This window comes from Caballeronia sp. LZ032 (genome assembly GCF_031451315.1).
Classification (GTDB): domain Bacteria; phylum Pseudomonadota; class Gammaproteobacteria; order Burkholderiales; family Burkholderiaceae; genus Caballeronia.
Window position 1 is genome coordinate 365,402 of record NZ_JARUXP010000003.1, and the last position, 19,485, is coordinate 384,886.

The 19,485-nt window shown below is 60.6% G+C and carries 18 protein-coding genes; 14 read left to right on the forward strand and 4 right to left on the reverse strand.

What is annotated here, in order from left to right:
• Positions 1 to 170: 170 nt before the first annotated feature.
• Positions 171 to 1,220 carry a phage tail sheath C-terminal domain-containing protein gene (locus QCE69_RS23270; protein WP_309923429.1) on the forward strand — a complete coding sequence of 350 codons (1,050 nt, stop codon included), beginning with the start codon at positions 171 to 173 and terminating at the stop codon, positions 1,218 to 1,220.
• Positions 1,221 to 1,244: 24 nt separating this feature from the next.
• Here QCE69_RS23270 and QCE69_RS23275 read toward each other — a convergent pair whose 3' ends face one another.
• From QCE69_RS23275 to QCE69_RS23290, 4 genes are all read right to left on the reverse strand, one after another.
• Positions 1,245 to 2,024 carry an enoyl-CoA hydratase gene (locus tag QCE69_RS23275; protein ID WP_309923431.1) on the reverse strand — a complete coding sequence of 260 codons (780 nt, stop codon included), beginning with the start codon at positions 2,022 to 2,024 and terminating at the stop codon, positions 1,245 to 1,247.
• Positions 2,025 to 2,036: 12 nt separating this feature from the next.
• On the reverse strand, positions 2,037 to 3,680 hold the full coding sequence (locus tag QCE69_RS23280; protein WP_309933246.1) for an acyl-CoA synthetase: 1,644 nt from the start codon (positions 3,678 to 3,680) through the stop codon (positions 2,037 to 2,039).
• A 121-nt stretch (positions 3,681 to 3,801) separates the two neighbouring features.
• Positions 3,802 to 4,437, reverse strand: coding sequence for a glutathione S-transferase family protein (locus QCE69_RS23285; RefSeq protein WP_309933248.1), 636 nt, complete (start codon positions 4,435 to 4,437; stop codon positions 3,802 to 3,804).
• Between the two features lie 21 nt (positions 4,438 to 4,458).
• Positions 4,459 to 5,085 carry a glutathione S-transferase N-terminal domain-containing protein gene (locus QCE69_RS23290; protein WP_309923436.1) on the reverse strand — a complete coding sequence of 209 codons (627 nt, stop codon included), beginning with the start codon at positions 5,083 to 5,085 and terminating at the stop codon, positions 4,459 to 4,461.
• A 481-nt stretch (positions 5,086 to 5,566) separates the two neighbouring features.
• Here QCE69_RS23290 and QCE69_RS23295 point away from each other — a divergent pair, with 481 nt between their 5' ends.
• The 13 genes from QCE69_RS23295 to QCE69_RS23355 all read left to right on the forward strand — a co-directional run bounded on the left by QCE69_RS23295 (position 5,567) and on the right by QCE69_RS23355 (position 19,472).
• Positions 5,567 to 5,998 (forward strand): phage tail protein, encoded by a 432-nt coding sequence (locus QCE69_RS23295; RefSeq protein ID WP_309934169.1) that lies wholly within the window; start codon positions 5,567 to 5,569, stop codon positions 5,996 to 5,998.
• 14 nt (positions 5,999 to 6,012) lie between these two features.
• On the forward strand, positions 6,013 to 7,059 hold the full coding sequence (locus QCE69_RS23300) for a phage tail sheath C-terminal domain-containing protein (RefSeq protein ID WP_309923440.1): 1,047 nt from the start codon (positions 6,013 to 6,015) through the stop codon (positions 7,057 to 7,059).
• Positions 7,060 to 7,195: 136 nt separating this feature from the next.
• Positions 7,196 to 7,708, forward strand: a complete 513-nt coding sequence (locus QCE69_RS23305) for a phage tail sheath C-terminal domain-containing protein (protein WP_309933250.1) — start codon at positions 7,196 to 7,198, stop codon at positions 7,706 to 7,708.
• 41 nt (positions 7,709 to 7,749) lie between these two features.
• The gene (locus QCE69_RS23310) at positions 7,750 to 8,955 is read left to right on the forward strand and encodes a phage tail sheath subtilisin-like domain-containing protein (protein ID WP_309933252.1); all 1,206 of its coding nucleotides are present in this window, start codon (positions 7,750 to 7,752) and stop codon (positions 8,953 to 8,955) included.
• Positions 8,955 to 9,422 carry a phage tail protein gene (locus QCE69_RS23315; protein ID WP_309923446.1) on the forward strand — a complete coding sequence of 156 codons (468 nt, stop codon included), beginning with the start codon at positions 8,955 to 8,957 and terminating at the stop codon, positions 9,420 to 9,422. The genes QCE69_RS23310 and QCE69_RS23315 overlap by 1 nt, the downstream gene beginning before the upstream one ends.
• A complete protein-coding gene (locus QCE69_RS23320; RefSeq protein ID WP_309923448.1) occupies positions 9,422 to 9,589 on the forward strand; it encodes a DUF5908 family protein in 168 nt (55 codons plus the stop codon). The genes QCE69_RS23315 and QCE69_RS23320 overlap by 1 nt, the downstream gene beginning before the upstream one ends.
• The gene (locus QCE69_RS23325) at positions 9,586 to 10,281 is read left to right on the forward strand and encodes a hypothetical protein (protein WP_309923450.1); all 696 of its coding nucleotides are present in this window, start codon (positions 9,586 to 9,588) and stop codon (positions 10,279 to 10,281) included. The genes QCE69_RS23320 and QCE69_RS23325 overlap by 4 nt, the downstream gene beginning before the upstream one ends.
• Entirely contained in the window at positions 10,281 to 11,894 is a 1,614-nt protein-coding gene (locus tag QCE69_RS23330) for a phage baseplate assembly protein V (protein ID WP_309933253.1), read from the forward strand. The genes QCE69_RS23325 and QCE69_RS23330 overlap by 1 nt, the downstream gene beginning before the upstream one ends.
• Positions 11,895 to 11,913: 19 nt before the next feature.
• Complete coding sequence (locus QCE69_RS23335) at positions 11,914 to 12,339, forward strand: GPW/gp25 family protein (protein WP_309923454.1); 426 nt, start codon at positions 11,914 to 11,916, stop codon at positions 12,337 to 12,339.
• Positions 12,336 to 12,752, forward strand: a complete 417-nt coding sequence (locus QCE69_RS23340; protein WP_309933255.1) for a hypothetical protein — start codon at positions 12,336 to 12,338, stop codon at positions 12,750 to 12,752. Before QCE69_RS23335 ends, QCE69_RS23340 begins: the two co-directional genes overlap by 4 nt.
• A 76-nt stretch (positions 12,753 to 12,828) precedes the next feature.
• Positions 12,829 to 15,678, forward strand: a complete 2,850-nt coding sequence (locus QCE69_RS23345; protein ID WP_309933257.1) for a hypothetical protein — start codon at positions 12,829 to 12,831, stop codon at positions 15,676 to 15,678.
• Complete coding sequence (locus QCE69_RS23350) at positions 15,662 to 18,478, forward strand: hypothetical protein (RefSeq protein WP_309923460.1); 2,817 nt, start codon at positions 15,662 to 15,664, stop codon at positions 18,476 to 18,478. The genes QCE69_RS23345 and QCE69_RS23350 overlap by 17 nt, the downstream gene beginning before the upstream one ends.
• Positions 18,479 to 18,491: 13 nt before the next feature.
• Positions 18,492 to 19,472, forward strand: a complete 981-nt coding sequence (locus QCE69_RS23355) for a tail fiber protein (protein WP_309923462.1) — start codon at positions 18,492 to 18,494, stop codon at positions 19,470 to 19,472.
• Positions 19,473 to 19,485 lie beyond the last annotated feature (13 nt).

Sequence of the window (19,485 nt, forward strand, 5' to 3'; positions counted from 1 at the left end):
TGCTGTCACTATAAGCGTCAGGCGAGTTGAAGCATGACAGTACTGCGGAGCGTGTTCTCCGTGCAAGAGCCCGTTTCATTTTTCACCTCAAGCTGCGAGAGGTGGCGGGTGGGACGTCGGTGCTCAGCGTACCGCGCTGAGCATACATTCACCAAGCAGGAGAGAGTCCAATGAGCGTCACTACAAGCTTTCCCGGTGTCTATATAGCAGAGAGCGATTCCCCGACATTTTCGGTCAGCACCGCTCCGACCGCGATTCCGCTATTCAGCATGAACGCTGATTTCTCAAGCACTGCGGTCAGGTTCGAATCCTATATGGAGGTCGCGAGATATTTCGGAGCGGACCTGGATGTTAAAAGACCCGCCATCGCGGGACTTCGCGCTTATTTCGAAGCCGGTGGTGGACCTTGCTATGCCGTCTCACACGACTACCTGGAACAGGAGGCAAGTTCTCTGGGTTCGACAATCAGTCTTGTAGTCGCGAATGCCTTTGACATTATTCCGGAATTCTCTAGCCTGGATGTGGCCGATGGACTCTTTTTCATTCTGGACGGTCCAGAGGAAGAACTCACCATTCAAAGCCGCCCGACCAATCTTGGCTCGAGCGCGCTGGCGGCAGCTTACTATCCTTGGCTCAAGGCGCGATGGACCGATGCTGATATTGCGCCAAGCGCGGTCGTTGCAGCACTCTACGGTCAGAACGATCGAACCCGGGGTGTATGGAAAGCACCCGCCAACATCGCGTTGCCTGCAAGTCTCAAACCCAAGTACCAGGTTACCGATGATCTCCAAGCCGAGTACATGTCAGCACCGGCGATCAACATGATCCGCACATTCCGGGATCAGAATCCGGTCATCTGGGGCGCGCGGACGCTGGATGAGAGTGACGACTGGCGCTATGTGTCGGTACGGCGTCTGTTCCTCAGCGTCGAGCGGGACATCCGGAAAGCAATGAACACGCTGATGTTTGAGTCAAACGTCCCACATACGTGGGAGAAAGCAAGATCCGCTGTGACGAGCTACTTGCGGAGCATATGGCAGCAGGGTGGTTTGATGGGCATCTCCGAGGAAGAAGCGTTTTTCGTGCAGATCGGCAAAGGTGTGACGATGTCGGACACGGACATTGCGCAAGGCAAGATGATCATGAAGATCGGACTGGCCGCTTCACGACCGGCGGAATTCATCATCCTGCAATTCACGCAGAACCTCGAAGGCGCATGAGTCCCCGCCTGGTGATTCAACCGCTCACTCCCAACGCGGCGGCCGCTTTTCAATGAACGCCTGCGTGCCTTCGAGGGTGACGTCTTCCATCATGTTGCACACCATCGTTTCCGATGCAAGCGCATACGCGTCCTCGATGCCGTTCTCGAGTTGCCGGTAGAACAAGCCCTTGCCGGCCGCAACCGCTTCACGCGGTTTCGCCGCGATGTTCGCGGCCAGCTTGCGGACGGCATCATCGAGATCGCCCGGCGGGGCCACGCGGTTCACGAGACCGCGTTCCCGCGCCGTGGCGGCATCGATGAAATCGCCGGTCACCAGCATCTCGAACGCTGCCTTGCGCGACAGGTTGCGCGACAGCGGCACGCTGGGCGTCGCGCAGAACAGCCCGAGGTTCACGCCCGATACCGCGAAACGCGCATCGCTCGACGCCACCGCCAGGTCGCACATGGCGACCAATTGACATCCCGCTGCCGTCGCAATGCCGTGCACGCGCGCGATGACCGGCTGCGGCATCTGCTGAATAGTCAGCATCATCCTGGTGCAGCGTGCGAAGAGGGCGCGGTAATACTCGCGCGAAGGCTCGGCACGCATCTCCTTCAAGTCATGCCCCGCGCAGAACGCGCGGCCTTCGCCGGCCAGCACGAGCACGCGCGCCTCCGACGAAGCCACTTCCCGCAACGCGTGTTCGAGCGCTTCGAGCATGGCCTCGGACAGCGCGTTGAAGGCTTCCGGCCGATTCATCGTGAGTGTGACGACGCCCTTGACGCCGTACGCGTCCTGTTCGATTCGCACCAGTTCGCTCATTGATCCGCTCCTTCAGAGATTGAGCGCCGCAACTGATCCGGCGCGCTTGCGCAGTTCGAACTTCTGGATCTTGCCGGTCGAAGTCTTCGGCAGCTCGCAGAATTCGATCGCGCGCGGCACCTTGAAGCTCGCAAGTCTCGACTTGCAATACGCAATCAGTTCCTCGGCACTGACCTGCGCGTCCGCCTTGAGCTCTACGAACGCGCAGGGCGTTTCGCCCCAGCGTTCGTCCGGTTTCGCGACGACGGCCACCGCCAGCACGGCCGGATGCCCGTACAGCGCGTCCTCCACCTCGATGCTCGAAATGTTCTCGCCGCCCGAGATGATGATGTCCTTGCTGCGGTCCTTGATGCGCACATAGCCGTCCGGGCAGGCGACTGCGAGATCGCCGGTGTGGAACCAGCCGCCCCGGAACGCTTCTTCGGTAGCGGCCGGGTTCTTCAGATAGCCCTTCATCGCGATGTTGCCGCGGAACATGATCTCGCCGATGGTCTCGCCGTCAGCGGGCACCTGTTCCATCGTATGCGGATCGCGCACGGTCACGGCGTCCTGCAAGTGATAGCGCACGCCTTGCCGGGCATTGAGATGCGCGCGCTCGTGAACATCGAGCGCGCTCCACTCGGCTTGCTGCGCGCATACAGTGGCGGGGCCGTAGACCTCCGTGAGCCCATACACATGCGTCAGCTCGAAGCCCATGCGCTCCATGCCTTCAATCATCGCGGCAGGCGGCGCGGCGCCCGCAACCATCGCGTGCACGGTCTGGTCGATGCCGGCCTTCCATTCATCCGGCGCGTTGACGAGCAGGTTCTGCACGATCGGCGCGCCGCAGTAATGCGTGACGCCTTCGCTGCGGATCAGGTCGAGCACGCCTTTCGCATCGACGCGCCGCAGGCACACGTTCACGCCCGCGCGGGCGGCCACGGTCCATGGGAAGCACCAGCCGTTGCAATGGAACATTGGCAGGGTCCACAAATACACGGCGTGTTTCGGCATGTCCCACTCGAGGATGTTGCTGAGGGCATTCGTATACGCGCCCCGATGGTGATACACGACGCCCTTGGGGTTGCCGGTCGTGCCCGACGTGTAGTTCAGGCAGATGGCGTTCCATTCGTCCGGGGGCGGCGACCATTCGTAAGCGGGATCGCCGCTCTCGAGCAACGCTTCGTATTCAATTTCGCCGATGCGTTCGCCCGCGCCGGTGTACTGCGGATCGTCGACGTCGATGACGAGCACGCTCTGCGGCACGTCCTCGAGCGCACGGCGCATGACATCGGAGAACTCGCGGTCGACGAGTACCGCCTTTGCTTCGCCATGCGTCAGCATGTAGCCCAGCGTGGCGGCGTCAAGGCGCGTATTGAGTGTGTTGAGCACGGCGCCCGACATCGGCACGCCGAAATGCGCTTCGACCATTTCGGGCGTGTTCGGCAGCAGCGCGGCCACGGTATCCCCGAAGCCGATGCCACCTGCCGCAAGCGCGGAGGCGAGCCTTCGCGTGCGCGCATAGGTCTCGGCCCAGGTGCGCCTGAGGTTGCCATGCACAACGGCGGGGCGTTCCGGATAGACCGACGCAGCGCGCTCGATGAACGAGAGCGGCGTGAGCGCCGCGAAGTTGGCGGCGGTTTTGGGCAAATGGTCTTCGTACATGCCGGTGGACATGGTCTTCTCCCTGTGCGCAATGGTGCGGGTGAGTCAGTGTCACCCTTCTTGATTAGCTGGTTGTTATCATGCCCGCGAGTGGCATTTTCCTGATGACCAGGTCGCTCATGGTTTGCCCTGATCAGGCGAGGTCATCCAGCTTCACGGCGAAGCCGCGCTGCACGCCCGGGCGCGCGAACAGGGCGTCGTACCAGCGCTTCACGTTGGGAAAGTCGCCGAGAGAAACCTCATGGCGCTCATGGCGCCAGGCCCAGCCGAGGATCGCGAAATCCGCGACGGACAAGGCGCCCGCGACGAACTCCACCTGGCCGAGACGGGTATCGAGCACACGATAGAGGCGGCGGGTTTCATCCGAATAACGCTTCAGCCCGTAACGACGATCACTTTCCGGCTCGACGGCGCGAAAATGGTGCACTTGCCCAGGCATCGGGCCGAAGCCGCCCATCTGCCACATCAGCCATTCGAGCACCGGCACGCGATGGCGCAGGCTTGTCGGAAGAAACTTGCCGGTCTTCTCGCCGAGATAGAGCAGGATGGCGCCGGATTCGAAGACGCTGATTGGCTTCTCTTCCGGACCGTCGGGATCGACGATCGCCGGGATGCGGTTGTTCGGGCTGATGCGCAGGAAGTCGGGCGCATGTTGTTCGCCCTTGCCGATGTTCACCGGCCTGACGACATACGGCAGCTCCATTTCTTCCAGTGCGACGCTGATCTTGCGTCCGTTCGGCGTGTTCCAGGTATGCAGTTCGATTGTCATGGCGTTAGTCCCGGGACAGGTTCAACTGAGGGCAGGCGCGACGTAACGCTGGAACCCCGCGCGCTGCGTGACGCCGATGTACCAGCGTTCGAGATCGGGTAGCGCCGGACGCACCAGTTCGGCGATACCGAACCAGCGGCGCGCATACGCGCCGATGACGATGTCCGCGAGTGTAAATGTGCCGCCTTCGAGATAGTCGCGACCCTTCAGATGGGTGTTGATCACCCGCCAGAGCTTCTCCACGTCGCTGGCCGTGACGGCGAGTTGCGCGGCGTTGCGCTCAGCGGCGGACGTGCGGATGTAACCCCAGAAGAGCGGGCGTTCGGCGGGCTGCAACGTCGAGAGCGTCCAGTCCAGCCAGCGGTCCGCGCTCGCGCGAGTCTTCGGATCGGCCGGACAGAGTGTGCTGTCCGGCCCGTATTGCATCGCCAGGTAGCGCAGGATCGAGTTGGATTCCCACAGCACGAAGTCACCGTCCACCAGCGTGGGCACGCGGCCGGTCGGATTCATCGCGAGATACGCGGCTTCGTCGTTGCGGCCGAACTGCATGCCGGCGTCGATGCGGTCAAACGGAATCTTCAGTTCCTCGCAACACCACAAGACCTTCTGCACGTTGACTGAATTGGCTCGGCCCCAGAGTGTGATCATCGGATGGATCTCTTTGAGTGGAGAAGTGTCGTTATCTTAGCTGCGTTCGGTTCCGGGCGTTTTATCAGCGCGGAAAGGGCGTTTTGACGATCGGTCCACCCCCGCAGCAGCGACCGGGCGATCGCATTCTTCATGCGCGGTCTCCTCGCAATAAGTTATCCCTTGTCTTTTTCATTTCCCGTGCTCTGAGCACGCCAGAAGCAATATGGAATGAGCGAAAGTGACACGTTCCTTTCCAGTGGAACCTTCAAGGAAATGATGCCTTTCTCCATCGGTTTATATCTATCTGAGCGCGCCGGATAATCAATGTCATAACCCCTTGAAATTCAATTGGCTACCCCTTGGAAGTCACATTGTAATGAGCGTTAAGAACCTGCTGCTGGTGGATTCATGATTGGCCCGGTACCAACGATCACTCAGCAGAGTGTGAGGCGCGTCACGAAAACAGGAGCTTGAGCAAATGGCGACAACTTCGGCACAAATGGCTTCGTCGTATCCCATCCCGACTTATCGATTCATCGTGTCGGTCGGAAGCGAGGATATTCCCTTCAATAACGTATCCGGTCTCAACATCACGTACGAGACGATCGAATACAAAGACGGTCTCGGCAACTGGTACCGGATGCCTGGCCAGCTCCAGACGGTGGATATCACGTTAAGGAAAGGCGTGTTCCCCGGCGATTCGAGGCTGTACGATTGGATCAATCAGATCGCGCAGAACAAACTCGAAAAGATGGATCTGACGATCAGCTTGACCGACACGAGCGGCACGACTCCCCTCATGACATGGACGGTCGACAACGCTTTCCCGAAGTCGATGACGTCGCCTTCGCTGGACGCCACGAGCAACGAGATCGCGGTTGAGGAGCTGTCTCTGATGGCGGATCGCGTGACGCTCAAGATGGCGTCCTGAGCAAGGAGCTTCCCATGACAGTTGTTACGAGTTATCCCGGCATCTATATCCAAGAAGACGCGTCGCCGGCGCTGTCGGTCAGTCAGCTTGCGACTGCGGTGCCGCTTTTCTGCATGAACGAGGACTTTGGCACAAGCGTCATCCGCTTCAGCAGTTATCTCGACATGGCGCAATTTTTCGACGGCAAGCCGAATTTCGAGGACGTGAGTGTGTCGGGCCTTCGCGCTTACTTCGAATCGGGAGGCGGCCCCTGCTATGCGGTGTCATTCGAGAGCGTTGTGCAAGCCGCGAACCTCTGGCGGGATTCCATTACGCTGGTCGTGGCCAATGGCCATGACATCAGCACTTCGGTGGGCAGTCTCACGGATCCTGCTGCGTCGCTGTTCGTGGTTCTGGACGGGCCGAGGACGGAGATCACCGATGAAAAGCAGGCCGACGGTTACACGGCCACGTCATACGCTGCCGTGTACTACCCCTGGCTGACCGTGGCATGGAGCAAGACGGACATTCCGCCAAGCGCGGTCATGGCCGGCCTCTATTGCAAGAACGACCGGTCCCGCGGCGTGTGGAAGGCGCCTGCCAATCTGGCCTTGCCAGGGGGCTACACGCCAAAGTTCATGGTGAACGATGATCTGCAAGGCATGTACAACACGGGCCGCGCGATCAACATGATCCGCACCTTCAACGATACGGAGTCGCTCGTCTGGGGCGCCCGAACGCTGGAGGATTCGGACTACTGGCGCTATGTGTCGGTGCGCCGGCTGTTCAACAGCGTCGAGCGGGACGTCAGAAGCTCGATGAACTCGATGGTCTTCGAGCCCAACACGCCGCCCACGTGGGAGAAGGTGCGTTCCGCCATCAACAGCTATCTGCATGGTCTGTGGCAGCAGGGCGGCCTTGCCGGTGCCTCGGATGAAGAAGCCTATGTGGTGCAGATTGGCGAGGGCGTCACGATGTCGAAGGACGAAATCAAGCAAGGAAAAATGAAGGTTCTCGTAGGACTGGCTGCGGCCAGGCCGGCGGAATTCATCATCCTGCAATTCACGCAGAACATGGCTTGAGCGCTGGGCATTCGTTGTAGCCGGATTCACGTTCATCGAGGGAAAGATTCCAATGACCGAAGTTGTCTCTTATCCAGGCGTATATATATCGGAGGATTCTTTCCCTTCGATCTCCGTGAATCATTCGGCTACTGCAGTGCCGGTTTTTGCCGGCAACGTGAAGAAGGCTGACAGCACCAATTTCAAGGAATTCGAATGCGTTGGCGTGAGCGCGTGGCTCGATTTCAGCTCCATCGCCAAGGTCAACGCCAGCACGAACGTGGCCTTGACCTCCACGGCCGACGCGACGCTCGCCGGCGCCGACTCGAATGACGACACCAGCTGGCGCTACATTCCCGTGCGCCGCCTGTTCAACAGCGCCGAGGCGGACATCAGAAAGTCGATGCAGGCCATGATGTTCGAACCGAACACCGCGCCGACCTGGGAGAAGGTGCGCGGCGCCATCGACAGCTATCTGTTCTCGCTCTGGAGCAGCGGCGCACTTGCCGGCACCGCGCCGGAGGAGGCGTATTTCGTGCAGATCGGCAAGGACGTCACGATGAGCGACGCCGATATCGCCGCCGGCAAGATGATTGTGAAGGTCGGCATGGCAGCGGCCCGCCCGGCTGAATTCATCATCCTGCAGTTCACACAGGACATGCCGGCCTGAGCCACTGCAACGACGTGCGCGCATCTGAGGAGAGTGTTTCCATGAATGGCATCGAACAGCCCGGCGTGAGCTACAGCGCGGAAGTCCTGACCGGTGAGCCTCCGCCGGAGGACACCGCCGTCCCCGTCTTCATCGGGTACACCGAAAGCGGCCCGCAATGGTCCCTCACGGCGATCGATTCGCTCGCCGATTTCGAAGCGGCATACGGCGGCCCCGCGCACGAAGGCTTTGCGCTTTGTCACGCGGTCCGGCATTACTTCGACAACGGCGGAAGGACGGGCTACGCGCTCTCGCTCGGTCTGTACTCCAGCCTGACCAATTTGGGCCGCGACGCATTGCTCAACGCATTGTCGGATGAGCGCATTGTCCAGTGTGTCCTCAAGGAAGAGCGCATCACGCTGGTGTGCATGCCGGAAATGATGCGCCTGTCCGAAACCGACACGGATGGCTGGGCAGCGGCGTGGTCCGCGGTATCGGAGATCGTCCGGGTGCGTCGCGGCGTGTTCGGCATTCTGGACACACCGGAAGATCCGGCTGTGGCGCGTGCGTGCCTCGACCGCTTCGTCACGCAACAGGCGGATGCGGCGCAATGGACTGGCGCGTACTGGCCGCGCTTGCTGACAGACTACGTGGACGATGCGGGCGCCGCCATCACCGTTCCGGCCTCGGCCGCTGTCGCAGCAGTCATGGCGGCAGTGGACCAGGAATACGGCATCTGGTGTGCACCGGCCAACATCGCGCTGTCGCGTGTGGTGAAGCCGACGCGTCCGTGGCTGCAATCCTCTGGCTTGTTCCAGACGAACGGTGCGTCGATCAACCTGATTCGTAGCTTTCCCGGCGGCAGCGTCCGTATCTGGGGCTGCCGCACGCTGATCCAGGACGCCGGCCCGGCCTGGCTGTACGTTCACATCAGGCGAACCCTCTCATGGATCGAAGCGCAGGTCGCGCAGATCGTCAAACCGTTCGTGTTCGAACCGAACATCCTGTTCACCTGGATCCGCATGCGCGGCATGGTGCATATCTGGTTGCGGGAGTTGTGGCTCGACGGCGGACTGTATGGCGAAGAGGAGAGCGACGCCTTCTTCATCCAGATCGGACTTGGGGAGACCATGAGTCAGGAAGATATCGACCAGGGGCGGATGGTCATGAATATCGGCGTGGCGGCCGCCTATCCGGCCGAGTTCATCGAGGTGAGCATCACGCTCGATACCCGGTCGTCGCTCGTTTCCTCACTGGAGAGCAAATGATGGAACAGCGCTATTTCGAACCGTCAACGGCGCATCATTTCTCGGTTCTTTTCGCACTCAACCGGATACCGATACCCGACGTCCTCGACATGAGGTTTCAGAAGGTCCATGGCCTGTCGCGCGAACTGAACGTCATGACGCACAACGAAGGCGGTGAAAATCTGCGCAACCAGTATTTCACCGAAAAGCTGTCGCACGGCTCGCTGGTGCTCGAGCGTGGCGTCATGGCGCTGACGCCCCTCACCGCCTTGCTGAGCGCTCAGTTCGCGAGCGGCAAGATCATGCATCTGAGCGCCGTCATCACGCTGTTGCATCCCGGCCTGATGCCGCTCACGAACTGGCTGGTGACCAAGGCAGTGCCGGTGCGCTGGCAGACTGGCGACCTCAACGCGCACGGCAACGAAGTGCTCATCAATACGTTCGAGCTGCGTTACCGCGACATGATTCCTCTGGGAGTGAAACTCTGATGCTCGAAATTCGCGAGTTGATCATTCAGGCCCGGGTCACGGCCGAGGAGCCTGGCAAGCCAGGCAGTGAGCAGTCGTGGCGCGATCCGAGCGAGCGCATGATCGAGGTCATTGCGCGCCGGGTCGTGGAATTGATGCGGGAACGTGAACTGGAGCGGCTGCAATGAGTTTTCTGTCGAGACGACCCGTCAAGCTCAAGCTCGAATCCTACGACAACCGGGACGCGCAGGGTCTGCCGCTGCAGTTTCAGGCGATGTACAACCCCGATTCAGTCAGCCTCGGCTATCACACGGACTTTGCAACGGACACCTTCATCAACACGAACTGGAAAAGCAACCGGTTCGTCCAGACCAAGCCCGGCGGGCTGTCCATCGAACTGCTGTTCGACGCGAAGATGCCCGGTAACCGGCAGGACATCGACGGGAAACTGCACAAGCTGCGCAAGCTTTGCTATGACGTCGATGAGACGCGTTGTGAACCGCGCTATATCAAGGTGATCTGGGGCAAGATGAAGTGGAGCGGCTCCGGCTATTTCTTCGGGCGCCTGCAAAGCCTCTCGGTGCGCTACACGCTCTTCGAAAAAGACGGCACGCCGCTGAGAGCCACGGCGACGCTGCAACTCGCCGAGGATCAGAGCCTGAGGAATCAGGCTGCGGAGGCACTGAAGAAGTCGCCTTCGAAAGCGGTCGCCATCGCGAAGGCTGCGTCCTCGCTGGCCTCGATAGCGAAGAACTTGAAGGGCAAGATGAAGAAGAGTCCCGGCTATCTGAAGATCGCCAAGGACAACAACCTCGACAGCATCGATGGCTTCAAGGCCGGCGACAAGTTGAAGGTCGAGTCAGGCAAGGGGAGCCACTGATGCGCGCGAGCCCTTCCGTTAGCGTTCTGGTCGGCACAGCGCGCCTGCCGCTCAACGGGCTCAGTCCCGAGCGCGTTGAGGTCCTGCATCGCATCAATAGCGTGCCCAGCGCGCGCGTGGTGCTGACGGTACAAGGCAATCCGCTCAGGGACATCTTCGAGGACGTCGAGGCGGAGGTTGCCCGGTGCGCGGCGGGTGAACCTGTCTCCCTGATGTTGCTGGACGCCCAGGAGCGCGAGCATCTGATCTTCAAGGGCGTGATCGAACAGCAGACCATGAAGGCTGACCGGGAGCGCACCGAATTGACGCTGAGGCTTCGGCACGACCTGGAGAAGCTGCGCAATTCCCACCGGTCGCAGGTCTTCCAGAACATGTCGCAGGCTACCGTGGTCGGCAGCCTGCTGGCCGCGCAGCAGATTCCCGCGACCATCGCCGATATGGACCTGCGGTGCGAGCAACTGGTTCAGTTCGGCTGCTCGGACTGGCGCTTCATCCGTGAGCGTCTGAGCGCCAGCGGCGTATGGGCATTTCCGTCGCCGGAGCGCGTCGTGATCGCAGCGCCGGGTATTGCCTTTCCCACGCTCATCATCCGGCAGCATGCCTTGTTCGACTCTGATCACGTGCTGATGGAGGACGCAAGCTGGAGTTTCAGTGAACGAGCCCAGCCGGAGAAACTGAAGACGTCCACTTGGGACGATCACGAACAGCGTCTCGACACCGTCAGCGCCAAGGACGTGTCGCTCGGCACCGGCGCCTTCGACAGCGCGCGCGGCAACACCATCAACCGCGAGCCCTGGCAGTTCAGCCGTAGCGCGCCGCTCGGGCTGCAACGGACGACGGCGCTTTCGCACGGCCTGATGTTGAGCCTGCAAGCAGGACGGGCGAGCGGCGAGTTCAGGATCAACGGCACGGCTGAAGTCGACCTTGGCGATACGGTTTCAATCGAGGGATACGGCAAAGCTTTCGACGGCGATGGAATCGTCACCGCGGTCCGGCATCACATCGACAGAGAGGCAGGCTGGCGCACTACGCTGACGCTCGGATGCGACGACATGAGCAGCGAGGACGTGCCGCCCGCGCAGATCAATGGATTGCACATTGGCGTCGTCAAGAGCTTCAAGAAGGACACGGGCGGCATGAACCGGTTGCAGGTTCATCTTCCCGTCCTGGGCGACAACAGCGACCCCTTGTGGGCGCGCCTCGCCAAACCCTATGCAAGCGACATGAGCGGCTTCTGCTTCTATCCGGAACCAGGCGATGAAGTGATCGTTGGCTTTCTCGATGGCGATCCGAGTTTCCCTGTGATTATCGGCTCGATGCATAACCCGAAGAACCGTGCGCCGATCGATCTGGACGCGAAGAACGACGTTAAGGCGCTCATCGTCGGCAAGCAGGGCATGTCGTCGCAGCTGCTTTTCGATTCCGGCGAACAACGCGTTGACTTGAGTTCTCCGCAAGAGCAGCTTGTCTTCAAGAAAGGTTGCAAGCTGATGTCGGGAAGCGGGCTTGCACTGACGAGCAATCAGCTGAAGCTTTCGGGGGCGAGTTCAGTGTCCGTCGAGAGCATGTCCGTCAACTTCGACCAGAAGTCGACGCCGCCCAAGAAGTCCTAGTTATCCAGAGGTGATTTGCATGATTGACGACTCTGTACTGACCAGCATCTATGGTCGTGGCTGGGCGTTTCCGCCGGCGTTTTCGCTCGAGGAGGGCGTGGTCATGTCGGAAGGCGTCGAGGACGTCAGGCAAAGCCTGCGCATCCTTTTCGCCACGGAACCCGGCGAACGGATCATGCGGGAGGAATATGGATGCGCGCTGTATGACGTCATGTTCAGGAACATCGACAGCGAGCTGACCAGCGAGATCGAGCGGCGAGTAGCGGATGCCGTCCTGAGTTACGAGCCGCGCGCGAACCTCACGGACATTCTTGTCGTGCAGGCAGAGAGCAATCGAAGCGCCGTGGAAGTGGGCGTGACGTATCGGCTGCGCGGTAGCGAGATCGATGAAACCATGTCCGGAACGCTCGACCTGAATCAGGCCATGCGGGGAGACTTCCTGTGACGACGCCAATCGTTTGTGATGGAGATCAGCTGATGTTCGAGCCGATGTTCGGGCCGCGCCAGGTGGTGCTGTCGGCGCCGGCCTCGATTACGGGGACGGGCGTGGCCATGATCGGCAAGCGGCGCATCTGCGTAACTGGTGATGAAACGCGTGCGCAATGGACTGCGCAGTATTTCATGCCTGGCTATGCGCCCGGCACGGGCACGGTGCGGATCCTGATGCTGGATTCCAGCCAGAGCGCGCCGTTTATCAAAGGCCGCGCGCCCGTCATCCTCAAAGGGATGCAATTCACGGCGCAGTTCACGCCGACCGTGCCGGCCGTTCTCTCGTCGCCGCCCGGGACGCCGGATTCGACCGCGCCCAGCACTGGGCGAGGCGTTTTCATGCCGCGTCAGTGGTTCGGGTGCGCGTGATGCAAACAGGGTGAAGCGGTAAAGAGCAAGGAGGATGTCATGGATAAGACGACGGTGAACGGGCTAAGGACAGGACATGTCGGACATTAGTCATCTGATGAACAAACTTGTTCCAATTGGAGCGAGCGAACGCTTCCGTCTCGATGGACGAAGCGACGAGCGTGTGCTGCAGCAGTTGAAGGACTATGCGTCTCTGATTCCCTTCGATGCATCGCATAGCTGGGCGGATGTGCTGTTCACAGCAGGCGTGACGCCGGCATCGCTGGCTGAAATATTCAGCCAGCCAAAGAAAGCTGACGGCGAGTTGGGCCCGCAGCAGGCGTTTATCCTGGCTTTCATGCAGATGCTCAAGACGCCGCGCGCGCTGCTCAATGCATTGCCTTATGCGCATCGCGAGATGTACTACCGGGACTTGCTGGGTCTGACGGAAGCGTCGGCACGCGCCGATAGCGTGGCGCTCGGTTTCGCGCTCGCCAAGTCGGCTCGCGAATGTTTTCTGTCGGCGGGCACGCTGTTCGACGCCGGGGAGATCGATGGCGTGAAGCTGAGCTATGCCCTCGATCGCTCCTTGCTGGTCAATCCAGGCGTCTGGACGGACCTGCGCTGGAAGATTCCCGGCGACGGCAGCGCGGCGTTGACGTGCATTGCCTTCGACCAGACGCAGGGCGAATGGAACGCCGATGGCGTGCGGCTGTTCGACCCGGAAGCCACCCAGACGCCGATGTTCGAGGGCCGCCTCGTGGCGTCGGGCGCGCTGGCCGCGCCTGCGGGAAAGCGCACCTTCAAGGTTACGTTTGAAAAAGCCGTGGACGAGAAGGTTGTCGCGTCCGCCGAGGTCAGCGGCGAGAATGGATGGTTGCCCTTGAGCTTTTCCTCGCTCTCGTCCGACAAGCTGACGATGACATGGTGGCTGGGCGACGATCAACCGGCCATCGTCGCGCCGGAAGATCTCGATGGCCTGAGCTTCGACACAGCGGTCCTCCGGCTCGGCAATGAGAGCGGCGCCCAGGTGCCGGCCGTGACGAAGCTGAGTTTGGTCGTGGAAGGCGACAGCGCGCTGGCTTACGGCACCGACAACGGCGCCGCTCCGCTCGATGGCGCGAGCTACCCGTTCGGCACGCTCCCGGTCACGGGCGCGGGTTTCAATCTTATTGCGCCGGACTGGTGCGGACAGGCCGCGGCCGCGACGCTCACCGTCACGCCTCGGTGGGTGGGTTTGCCGGCGGCGGGTTTTGCTACGTGGTACACGGGCTACGATTCCCCGCCTGCAAGCAATACCGACTTCAAAGTGCAGGCTCTTCTGATGTCAGGCGTGCAGCGTGTCTTGCTCTCATCGAGTCCGAGCGATGCGACCAAGACCGCGCCGCAGTCATTGTTCACCGGTGCGGGCAATGTATTGCCGGTTGCGGCCGCGCTGACGGTCGCGGTGCCGGCAGAGCTGGCCGCGCTGAGTGAGGCTACATCCAATCCCACCGACTGGCCGCGCTGGATCCGCTTCGAATTGACCGGGCGCGATTTCGGTCATCAGGTCTATCAGAAGCTCGCGGGCAGCAAGACGCTCAACCCGCCTTACACGCCGCAGATGAACGGCGTCGCAATCGAGTGGAAGATGGACGTCACGGACTTTGCGCAGTACGTGCTGACGCCCTTCGGCTATGACGGTTCGCCGGACGCGGGCTCCAGGGAAGCGTCGCAGGCGTGTCTTTATCTCGGCTTCACGGATGGAACGCCCGGCGAGACCATCTCCCTGTATTGGGAACTGGACAGTCCGCAGGCAGTCGAGCCGGAATGGCATTACCTGAATCAGCAAAACGACTGGGTGAGTCTGGCCGATACGCTCGTGGACGGCACGAACGGTCTGCGCGACAGCGGCATCATGAATGTGATCCTGCCGCACGATGCGTCGGATTCCGCCGCCCAGATGCCTCCGGGACGGTACTGGCTGCGTGCGCTGGTGGCTAAGCCGATGCTGGATATGAGCGGGGCGAAAGTCGAGGGGGATGCTGATCCCCTGACGGAGCCTGCTGTTCAAGCCTCAACGGACGCGGATACCGACTCAACTCCGAAGCACGAACCCGATTACGCCTACGTGTGGCTCAAAGGCATTCTGGCAAATGGCATGACCGCGTCGCTCCATTCGCCGGAGAGCGTACCCGCGAGCCACTTCCTTGCCCCGCTCGCGGCATCGACGATCACCCGGCCGGTGGAGCCTGTCGCTGAGCTGTCGCCGGTGGTGCAGCCTTGGCCTTCGAGCGGCGGCAAGGCAGCGGAGACGCCGGCGCAGTTCATGTCGCGCAGCGCGGAACGTCTGTTTCATCGCTCGCGCGCGCTGACGTGGCACGACATGGGCTCGCTCATCAAGGCCCGGTTCGACAACGTGTTCGAAGTCGCAATCCCGCCAGTGGACAACATCACCGACCTTCCCGCACCCGATCCCCTGAACCTGCTCATCGTGCCCAACACGGAGCGAAAGGATAACGACGATCCCTTGCGGCCGCGCCTGAGTCAGTCACACCTCAATGCAATTCAGGCCTATGTGCAAGGCATGGCTTCGACGTGGGCCAGGATCGCAGTCGTGAACCCGACTTACCGCGATGTGCTGATCACCTACGACATCTCTTTCAACGTCAATCCGGACTACGGCTATTGCCAGATCCAGGAGCAGCTCGAACGCCGTTACATGCCGTGGATGCAGGGCGGTCAATCCGGCCTCACGCTTGGCACGACGCTGGACTTCTACGGCATGGTTGCCTTTATCGAGGCGCAGCCGTTCGTGACGGAAGTGGTGAACATGACGCTCGACGGCGGCTGGGCGTCAATTCATGCCGCGACCAACGAAGTGCTGATCCTGACCTGGAAGAGCGCAACGCAAACCATGCCGGCGGTGGCGAACCATGGCAGGAGGAATAATGCAGTCGAAGCCTGATGTGTTTGAACTGGTGCAGGACGACATTCATTTTGATGCGCTCTGGGAGCAGGCGCAGCAGACCGTCGAGCAGTTCGGTGGTCAGGTCTGGACCGATACGGGCGATCATGACCCTGGTGTGACCTTCCTGCAGGGTTATGCCTACGGCGCGTCCGACCTCGGTTACCGGCATACCTTGCCGCTGGTTGATCTGCTTACGCCGCCGCTGGCCGAGCAGACCGAGGGCGGGGGCGTATTTCCGCTGGAGTTTGGTCCTCACCAGGCGCTGACCTGCGGGCCGATCACGCCGGAAGACTACCGCCGCGCGCTGCTGGATCTGACGGACAGCACCGGAAGCTACTTTCTGTTTCGCAACGTGCAGTTGCTTCCGCTCGATTCGGATGGTACTGATGCCCGGCAGCAGGACTATCGCTATTACTATTCGCCGCAAACGCTCGAGTTCAGCTTCAAGCAGCCGCAAGACAAGGCAGCCGTCAGGTACTGGCTTCGCGGAAATTATTCCTTGCGTTTTGAGCGGACACGCGAAGGGCTGCGCAATCCGAGTGAACCGAATAACCAGTTGAACGCGTTTTTGACTGACAACCGGAACTTGTGCGAAGCGGTTACGCACACCGTTGATCAAACATGGCAGAAAATCAATCCGGTAGCCGAGATAGAGCTTCAGAAACATGTGCAGGACTACGCGGCTGTCTTCGCGGAACTCTACCGCACGGGTGAAGATTATATTTCGCCGTGCGTGTCACATGAAACCGCCGAGACGCTGGAAGGCCGGGGCGCTTCAGCGGCTGAAATCTACAACGGTCCCGCTCTGTCCCATGGCTGGCAGAGCCGGCTGCCTCCGGCAACGGATTACACCGTCCCGATTTCAGTGAACCTTAGCGGTCTCGCAGCGCGCTGGACCCAGGTCGCGGGGGTCAAGAGCGTTCTGTCGATAAGAGAGGGGGCACACAGTGATCCCGGCTGGGGGTGGACGTCTAATGCAGGATCCTATCCGCTGCTCTGGGGCGACGACCCGCTGAGCGAGATCACGAGTTCCATCAAGCTGATCACCGCCGACGGCAAATACGTGACGGCAACGAAAGCCGAGATCGAGGCGAAGCTGACACCGACGCCGGTGGAAGACAACCCGCCGAAGGTGCTGCCCTACGGAAAGCCGCGCGACGTCGCGCAGTATCACCCCGTCACCGACAAGATGCCTGCCTGCTACAACCTGCAATTGCCGCCTGGCCTGGGCGGCCCTCAGGCGCTGTACCAGTTTCTGCTGCCCTTCGAGCAAGCGATGTCGGACAGTTGCCGCCTATTGGCCATGCTGCCGAACTTGCTCTCGTTTGTCCGAGAAGGCGAAACGACGTGGGGTGCGCAATGGCCCTACGCCGAGGGCAGCGCGGCCGATGTGGCGCACGCGTCATACAAGGCCGGCTTGGTCGAGCACAGCGCATCCATGGCGGTGGACGGTGCCCAGGAGCGAAAGCTGACCGATCATCTGCTTGGCTACTTCGGCACTGAAGCGGCATCGCGGATGCTCGACACGACCGAGAGCGAGTCTCTGACGATTCAGCAGTCCGCGTTGAGTCAGATCACCACGCTGGCCTATCAACGGGCGAACATACGAGTCGATCAGGTGTCCGCGTTGCAGAAGCGAATCGCCGCGCGCATGGGATGGGGGCAGGCACTGTTCGACGATGATGTCGACATGGGCGAACTGCCGTTCTATCTGGTCGAGCATCGCGCGCTTATGCCGCAGCTTCCACGGCCCATCTACGACAGTCCCATGAAGCCGAAGAAGCTCACGCTCTCCGCAGACAACCGGAAGCTGACTGTCGATTGTGGCAACGCCAAGCCTATTGATCAAATGGTGGTCGGACAACTGGTCGATTTCGCCTACCCCGACGCGAGCGGTACACACACGGTGCAGGGTGTGATCGTGGATAGCTACGATTGGCACGCTTATACCTTCACAGTGGATCTTGTGGATAACCCGCATCTGCGGGTCGTGCTCGAGCCTGTCCTGGCGGCACAGGACAAGCAGCAACTAACGTGGAAAAACGCGGCGTCGTGGCTGAAGGAGATCGTCTATCCGCTGCAATACGAACCCGGGACACCAGAGACTCCGGGCCAGGAAGTCCAGTTGACGATCCCGCCGGACTTCCCGTTTCCTGCCTGCCTCCAAAAGGGCAGCGCGTTCTCGATCGATTCGATTACCCAGTTAGGTCTGGAACCGTGGTCGATGAAAGCCGAGGTCGTGAGTGTGGACCGAATTGCCCGAACGCTGTCGATCAAGCCCGCAGCAGGCGAGAAACAAGTGCTGCCGGCTGTATCGAAGCAACAGGGCTATGCCTGGCATGCGCTCGACATCGGCGACCGCTTCTCGATGATCGTGAGCCTGGTGCTCAACCGCAACATGCTGCCGGAGAACGGCGATGTCCAGGCGACCGAAGCGTGGATCAAGCGCTGCGTCCAGGCTGAATTGCAGGCGCATATCAGACTCATGATTCACTGGCTCGATTCGGACGAGAGCAACCCGCAATCGTTCGGCAGCTTCGCGTTGAGCTATGCCGCGTGGCAGAACGGGAAAACCGTGGCCAGTACGTCCACTTTTCAACTTCTCTGGAAACTGGGCTTGGGGCGGCCGCCTGCCAGCCTGAGCACCGGCATCGGCGCTGTGCGCATTGCTACCCCCGAGCAGAGAACTGCTGTGCTGGGACCCGATGGGGATCAATGGAATCTGGACGTGCTCTTGAGGCAAGCGCTGTTTTTTGTTCCAGACGACGTCTACCGCAAACGCAGTCAACTCAATTGAGGCTTAACGCACCATGGAAAACGAAACGAATCAATTGCCAGGCGATTCAGTCTCCGACAGCAACGGGACGACCACTGCCGAGCTGAAGGCCCGGTTTTCAGCCGGATCGGTACCCCTGGACACGGATTTCGCTGCACTGATAGACATGGCCGAGTGCGGGCGCAGGGCTATCGGTAAAAGTGCTGATCAGACGAACAATACGATTGGAGCAGGCTTGCAGATCGCCGCGGATAGCGATGCAGCCAACAAAGGCAAGCTGTCCGTGAAGCTTGGCGGAGGCCTTCAGTTCGACGCCGGCAGCATCAGAGTAGGCGCTGGAAGTGCGCTTTACCTCGGAGGCAACGAAGTCAACGTCAAGGTGGGTGTGGGTGCCGAAATTGTCAACGACTCCGTGAGCGTGAAGGCCGACAAGTACATCAAGGTCAGTTCGTCCGGCGTGAGGGTCGATACCGACGCATTGCTTCCGCGCGGCATGATCATGATGTTCTGTGGAAGCACGGCGCCAGAAGGATGGCACTTCTGCGACGGCTCCAAGGTAACTGCCGCCGATGGCACCCAGGTTCAGTTGCCGGACCTGCGGAAGCGCTTCGTGCTGGGGTCCCAGACGCTCGGTGATTCCGCTGGTTCGCATAAGGGTGGTGCAAGCTGGTCGGATTCAGGCTTTCAGGCGACAACGACCACTGATGCCTGCAACGTGGGCGTGAAAGATCATTTGCTCACGCAACATGAAATGCCTGTCCATAAACATGAGTTTATTGATAGCAATAAAATGCTTATGAGCGTAGTCAGATCCAACTCGGCGTGGGGTGGAGACAAGGAAGCGACGAGTCACGATTATGTCTATGCCTCCTATGACACCAGTAAAGGCGATTTCACAATGTCGACCGCAGGATGGAGTGAACCCATCAAGTTCGATGTCACCGACCCCAAGCACGGCCACACCGTCACGGTCAATCCGCCGTACTACCAACTCGCCTACATCATGAAGGTGTAGCGAACGAGCCATC